The organism is Liberiplasma polymorphum, from assembly GCF_043951795.1.
GTDB classification, from domain to species: domain Bacteria; phylum Bacillota_I; class Bacilli_A; order Izemoplasmatales; family Izemoplasmataceae; genus Liberiplasma; species Liberiplasma polymorphum.
The window spans coordinates 1-6,654 of the sequence record NZ_JBIOAG010000059.1; the positions used below are offsets into that span (position 1 = coordinate 1).

General features: G+C 31.6%; 6 protein-coding genes and 1 pseudogene. 1 reads left to right on the plus strand and 6 read right to left on the minus strand.

Translation table 11 applies throughout. The features are described from left to right. Positions 1-52: 52 nt before the first annotated feature. A complete protein-coding gene (typA, locus tag ACHAJD_RS09475; protein ID WP_435585633.1) occupies positions 53-1,870 on the minus strand; it encodes a translational GTPase TypA in 1,818 nt (605 codons plus the stop codon). 188 nt (positions 1,871-2,058) lie between these two features. Here typA and ACHAJD_RS09480 point away from each other — a divergent pair, with 188 nt between their 5' ends. Next, on the plus strand, positions 2,059-2,808 hold the full coding sequence (locus tag ACHAJD_RS09480; protein ID WP_435585628.1) for a DUF975 family protein: 750 nt from the start codon (positions 2,059-2,061) through the stop codon (positions 2,806-2,808). An 84-nt stretch (positions 2,809-2,892) separates the two neighbouring features. Here the strand turns inward: ACHAJD_RS09480 and ACHAJD_RS09485 are convergent, their stop codons facing one another. The 5 genes and pseudogenes from ACHAJD_RS09485 to ACHAJD_RS09505 all read right to left on the minus strand — a co-directional run. After that, complete coding sequence (locus ACHAJD_RS09485) at positions 2,893-4,686, minus strand: BCCT family transporter (protein WP_435585629.1); 1,794 nt, start codon at positions 4,684-4,686, stop codon at positions 2,893-2,895. Positions 4,687-4,879: 193 nt separating this feature from the next. Continuing rightward, entirely contained in the window at positions 4,880-5,230 is a 351-nt protein-coding gene (locus ACHAJD_RS09490; protein WP_435585630.1) for a hypothetical protein, read from the minus strand. Between the two features lie 350 nt (positions 5,231-5,580). Next, positions 5,581-5,733 (minus strand): hypothetical protein, encoded by a 153-nt coding sequence (locus ACHAJD_RS09495; protein WP_435585631.1) that lies wholly within the window; start codon positions 5,731-5,733, stop codon positions 5,581-5,583. 332 nt (positions 5,734-6,065) lie between these two features. Then, positions 6,066-6,311 (minus strand): annotated as a pseudogene (locus tag ACHAJD_RS09500) (type II toxin-antitoxin system RelE family toxin); the annotation flags it as partial. Positions 6,312-6,356: 45 nt separating this feature from the next. Beyond that, the coding region (locus ACHAJD_RS09505; protein ID WP_435585632.1) for a HepT-like ribonuclease domain-containing protein at positions 6,357-6,654 on the minus strand (298 nt) is incomplete at its 5' end.

Below are 6,654 nucleotides of genomic sequence, written 5' to 3' on the forward strand. Positions count from 1 at the left end.
AAGAAATTATATAAAAAAACACAGATTTTTAAGAAATCTGTGTTTTAAAATATTAATCAATTGTTTTATTATAACGTTTACGTTCATGCTCAACTAAGATTTTTTTTCTTAACCGAATCGCATCGGGTGTAATTTCTACGAGCTCATCATGATTGATAAATGATAACGATTCTTCTAAAGTGAATTTTAGGGTTTCTAGTAATTTTACTGCTTCATCTGTTCCACTTGAACGTACGTTTGAAAGTTGTTTGTTTTTACATGGATTAACCACTAAGTCATTAGAACGTGAGTTAATCCCAACTATCATGCCTTCATATACTTGTGTACTTGGTTCTACTACCATACGTCCACGTTCTGAAAGATTAAATAAACTATAAGCCATAGTTTTTCCTGCTTCTTTAGCGATAAATACGCCATTACGATAATTCGTAATATCACCTTGATAAGGTTGGAAAGAATCAAATGACTTTTCTAATGTTCCTCTACCGCGTGTACTATTAATAAACTCACTTCTATAACCAATTAATCCTCTAGTAGGGACTAGATATTTAAGTTTAGTATAGCCGTCTAAGCTATCCATTGATATCATCATACCTTTTCTTTGATTTAGGGCATTGATGACTTGAGAAACATGCTCATCAGGTGCACTAATTGTGACTTTTTCAATTGGTTCTAGTTTTTCATCGTTTTCATATTTAATAAGAACTTCTGGTTTACTAACACATAGTTCGAAACCTTCTCTTCTCATTTTTTCAAGTAAAATAGATAGATGCAACTCGCCTCTTCCGCTTACTTTAAATCCTTCAACTCCATCAAGCGGCTCAACTTCTAAGCCAACGTTTGTTTCTAATTCTTTTTTTAAACGTGATCTTAGTTGACTACTTGTTACAAGTTTCCCACTTTGACCAACAAATGGTCCGTTGTTAACTAAAAAGTTCATGGCTAAAGTCGGTTTCTCAATTTCAAGTTTTGCCATTGGTTCAATAAAATCAGGGTCACATAACACTTCACCAATAGAAATATCAGAAATTCCACTGAATGTTACAATATCACCAGCATAGGCCTCAACTTTTTCTACTTTACTTAATCCTTCATTCACGAACAATTTTGTAATTTTAACAAAATGTGTTGTCCCATCACGTTTAATAATTACGTATGGTTTTTTAGATTTTAAAGTCCCACGAGTAATTCTGCCAATGCCCATACGACCAAGATAATCATCATAGCCAAGCGAAGAAATTTGCATCTTAAGTGGTTCATCTGAATTATCAGGATATGATTCAACATGTTTTAAAATTAAATCAAACAACGGTGTTAAATCTTTACTTTCTTGATCCATCTCAACCATAGCAATCCCACTACGTGCAACGCCGTAAATTATAGGGAAATCACATTGTTCATCATTTGCACCTAACTCTACAAATAAATCAAAACATTCTGTAATAACTTCATCTGCACGTTGGTCTCTTTTATCAATTTTATTAATAAATACGATAGGTCTTAACCCTTCTCTTAGTGCTTTTTCAAGAACAACGCGTGTTTGTGGCATTGGTCCTTCACTTGAATCAACAAGTAAAATTACGGTGTCTACTGTTTTAATAATACGCTCTACTTCACTCGAAAAGTCAGCATGACCCGGTGTATCAACAATGTTTATTTTAGTGCCTTTATGTTCAATTGCACAGTTTTTAGAATATATAGTGATTCCGCGTTCACGTTCTAAGTCATTACTATCCATAACTTGTTCAACGATAACGTCGTTTTCATTAAATACGCCACTTTGTCCTAACAAGGCATCAACGAGTGTTGATTTCCCAGCATCAACGTGTGCAATAACAGCAACATTTACAATATTTTTATCTCTCAAAATTTCATTCCTCCAAAAGTGTACAAACTACTATACCATACTAATCAAGACATACCTAATGTTTTGTTTATAAAACGTTATCAGTCACTTTTATACATTTTTAAAGCTGTAGATATCCAACGCTTATTTGGTCAAATATGTTAAAATAAAGATACCTATTAAACTGTTTAGGGTTAACTTAGGAGGATTTTATGCGTGTAATTAAAGCTTTTAAATCATTAACTAAAAATTATTATTCGATTATGCCAACGTTTTTGTTTGTGACAATCGTTACAGCAGTTATTTCTAATATCGCACCCCTTATTGGACCAGTAATTTTATTGCCTATGACTCTTAGTACTGCTTATGTCATGCTAAAGGCGATTACTAAATCTACGCGATTTAATGAAAGTGTCTTAACTATAGGTTTTAAACCTGAATTTTATATTCGCAACCTATTTTACTTATTCATTAAACAGATTGCTTTTTTATTACCCATTTTATTAGGTGTTCTTGTATATACTTACGTTTATCGCACCGTATTAAGTTTTGAACTTGGATATAGCATTATTATAACGAATGTTTTAGTCTTTGCGATACCATCTGCGATTATTTCTTTGATGCTATCAATGGTCCCTTATTTACTTGCAGATCCTGCTTTTGATCAACGTAAGTATAACGCTTTTAAAGTGAGCACCTTACTTATGAGGGGTAATTATGTTAGATTAACATTCATGAGATTGTTTTTCGTTCCATGGTTTGTTTGGTTAACTTCTGGATTTGTGCTAAGTTTTGCTTCGATTTATGCCCTTATTTTCTCTGGTGTAGCAACGTATCCTGCTGCAACAATCACATGGTTAGCAACATTACCACTTACATTACTATTGATTAACCCTTGGTATATGATGATGCATGCAGAGTTATATGTCACATTAAAACAAAAAATTAAAGATATTATTTAATGTTTATAAAAATAAAAAAAGATTGAACAACTACTGAGTTTTTAACTCAAGTATCATTCAATCTTTTTTTTGATTAACTAAATCCTATATCGATGCGTTTCTTTTTCTTTCTTCTTTTTCAATTCTTTTTTGCTCACGTTTACGTTTTTCTTTTCTTTTTCTTTCTTCACGATATACAGGTTCCATATCGATATCAAGTGCACTATCTTCTATCGCACGCATAACCATTTGTTCATCTTGTATACGTTTTTGGCGACTGTAGGTTTTTTGAAGACTCGCAAGCAATAGTATACTCATGATGGTAATAACGATTGCAAACGGCAATCCTGTAGCTATGACAGCTGCTTGAAGTGCACCAAGTGCCTCGTTGCCACCGATAATGAGAAGCAATGATGCAACAAACCCTTCTAGCCCTGCCCAAAATACGCGTTGTCTTGCTGGCGTTTTTAAACGCCCTCCCGAAGTAATACTATTAACAACAATTGACCCAGAGTCACTTGATGTAACGAAAAATGATATAACTAAAATTGTTGCAATAATAGATAAAACCGTTGCAATAATGCCTTTTAACACCCCTATATCAAGGCGCTGAATCATTTCAAATAATGCAAGAGAATAATCTGATTGAACAACGCCAAACAAAGCACCATTTGATTGTGCATCAACAAACATTGCGGTTCCACCAAAGACACTTAACCAAACAAATGATAGCATTGAAGGTACAATTAAAACCGCTAATACGAATTCACGAATGGTTCTTCCTTTAGATACTCGTGCAATAAACATCGCTACAAAAGGACTCCATGAAATCCACCATGCGAGATAAAACACAGTCCAAGATCCTTGCCATACACGTGCAGCACCAGCTTCTGTGCTTAAATAAAAAGATGCGGGTATTAGTTGGGAAACATATAAGCCAAACGAATTAGAAAAGAGTCGAATGATATAAGCAGTTGGCCCTAATAAGAAAATTAATATCATGAATGTTGCAGCAATTCTCATATTCCATTCTGATAATACTTTTACCCCTTTATCAATTCCTAATAAAATGGAAATGGTCGCTATTGCAGTAATTAAAATGATTAGTACAACTTGAAAGAATGTTGAGATAGGCAATCCAAATAAATAGTTCATCCCTCCATTAATTTGTTGAACACCAAGCCCAAGGCTGGTTGCAAGTCCAAATAACGTTGCAAGCACCGCAATAACATCGATGACATCTCCTAAATGTCCGAACACTTTGTCTTTAAATAATGGATAAAAAATAGATCTCAATGATAAGGGTAATTTTTTATTATAAGCAAAATAAGATAATGCTAAAGCTAATACAGCATAGATTGCCCAAGGATGTAATCCCCAGTGTAAGAATGTAGAAGCCATAGCTCTGAATGCGCCATCGCCACTTTCATAAATAGGCGGGGTGATATTTAAATGTGTTAATGGCTCGCCAACGGCCCAAAACATTAAACCAATTCCCATCCCAGCACTTATTAACATGGAATACCATGCAAAGTTAGTGAATTCTGGTTTAGCTGTTAATCCACCTATTCTTATTCTTCCAAGTCGAGAAAATGCTAAGTATAATGCTAATAATACAAAGAAGTTACCAGATAATATAAACACCCAGTCTGCATTTTCTACGATTGCACTCGTAACTTTATTAAAAGTAATAATAGCTGGGTTTAACCCAAACCAACCTTGTTGAGATATAAATACATAACAAGTTAAGAAAACAATGATCAATATTGTGCTCAGTGAGACGACTGGATTTAAATCTACACCGAGTTTATTTGTGTTTCGGCTATATAATTTTTCTTCTAGTTCTTTTTCTAATGATATTTCCTGCTTTTCTATGGATTCTATGGATTCTTTTTTCATGTTCACTCTCCTATATAGTATATATTAAAGATTTTTTTAAGGAAGTAACTGTATAAAAGTTCTCTCATATAAGCTTGCCTTGATACTATAATAATAAAAAAAGCCGCATTTTACAACGGCTTAACAAGTAAAATCCTTATTTAGATTGATTTAGTCAAACTAATAGTGCACTGGATTTCTTTCTAAAAACTTTTTAAAATAAATTAAACTCAATAACCAACTTCAGTACAACATAAACGATAATCGCTACTTTTAATAACATAATCTTGGTTTTATGTTTAGATATAAATAATAGGTACAAGATAACACCAAGTTCAATAAATAAAATGATATCATTTAATAGTCTAAATAAACTTACCAAGAATGATAGAAAATCAATATCGATTATGAGACCGATTAAACCATTTATTGCCATACTAATAGCTATGGCTGCTAACATGGTATAAGCTACATAACTAGCAAGTTTATTTTTTGTAGTGTATGCAAAAAATAAAACAACCATGATTGAAGCAGCTAAAATAATTAGAATCAATGCATTTATCATATGGGTATCTCCTTTCTAAATGTCTTTAAACAAAGAACATGTCTTTATCTTTTAATCATAGCATTATATAGTTTAATATCATAATGAATTAAGTTTATTTAAATGTATTAAACGATAATAATATTTTTTAAAGTGACGTTTTTCTCCTATACAAGTTTATAGGGTCGTTAAAAACCTAATCGGTAAAATAAAAAGTTTATCTATCATTTATCGCTTAGTAAAATGTGCAATACATAATAAAGCGGGATAGATAAACTCAACTGGGTGTGGCTTATTCCTAGATTCATTGATCTTGTATTTATTTTAACCGTATTAATTTAAAGATGCTGGATTGGTGTTTTAAAATAAATTTATCTAAACAACATTCCACCGAAAAAGACAAGTCCAATAATTCCTAAAATTAAATATAATTGTGCGTCTTTTTTATTTTTTGTAACAAAAAATAAAACAATTCCAACTGGCCATATGATAAGACTTAAAATAGCTAAAATAATTTTTTCCACAATATGCCTCCTTTTTATATCTACTTATATCATACCATATTATATTTGGACTTGCTTCTTATTTATAAATATAGGATTGAGTAAACTTCCATGTAATAGTGTTTAAAGCATTACAATAAATGAGAAAGTTTAAGTTATAAGTAAACTTAATTTTAGTTTTTTAGTCACTTTCGTATTAATAGATAAGAATCAAATTTTTTTTATAAAAAAAGCCTGATACAAAAACGAATTACTATTTCGCTATTGTATCAAACCTGTGCTTGTTATATGTCTTGTCATTATGGTTTTTATCACTGTTTTTCATAAACTCTATATGATTAAAAATACAATATTTACTTATATATATCTTTACAATGACCAAATTCGATTACTAATATAATTAGTTCATCATCACGAATATTAGCAAGAATTCTATGATTTCCAACACGATAACGCCATATGTCTTTTTTATTATGAGATAATCCTTTACCTTTTTCTCTAGGATTATTAGTCCCTTCAAGGTTTTTCTCGATCCAAGCAATAATCATTCTGGCAATTTGTTTATCCAAGTTCTTTAATGACTTTATCACTGTTTTTGATAACCTCTAGACTAACTTTACTATAAATGATACTAAAAGTTCATATTATTTATCTAGTTTAGATAACAACTCTGTTATATTTACTGTAGCTATGTCATAAATGATGTTTAGTCTAATACCTTCGTATTCATGTGATATCATATTTCTCAAGCCAATAATGCTTGGCCAATGAATAGAAGGATAATTTTGTTTTGTCTCATCTGAAAGTTTCTTTGCAGATTCACCGATTTGTTCTAGATTTAATATAACTGCATCGACTTTCTCGTCGTTGTTCTCAAAGTCTTTAAATGTATCGACCTCTTCCATATATCTGCCTATTTTCTTTGCATACTTAATGATGCGA

Coding starts and splice junctions, on each gene's coding strand:
- ACHAJD_RS09480 (WP_435585628.1), top strand. CDS start 2,059: ATGCGTGTAATTAAAGCTTTTAAATCATTAACTAAAAATTATTATTCG.
- ACHAJD_RS09485 (WP_435585629.1), bottom strand. CDS start 4,686: ATGAAAAAAGAATCCATAGAATCCATAGAAAAGCAGGAAATATCATTA.
- ACHAJD_RS09490 (WP_435585630.1), bottom strand. CDS start 5,230: ATGATAAATGCATTGATTCTAATTATTTTAGCTGCTTCAATCATGGTT.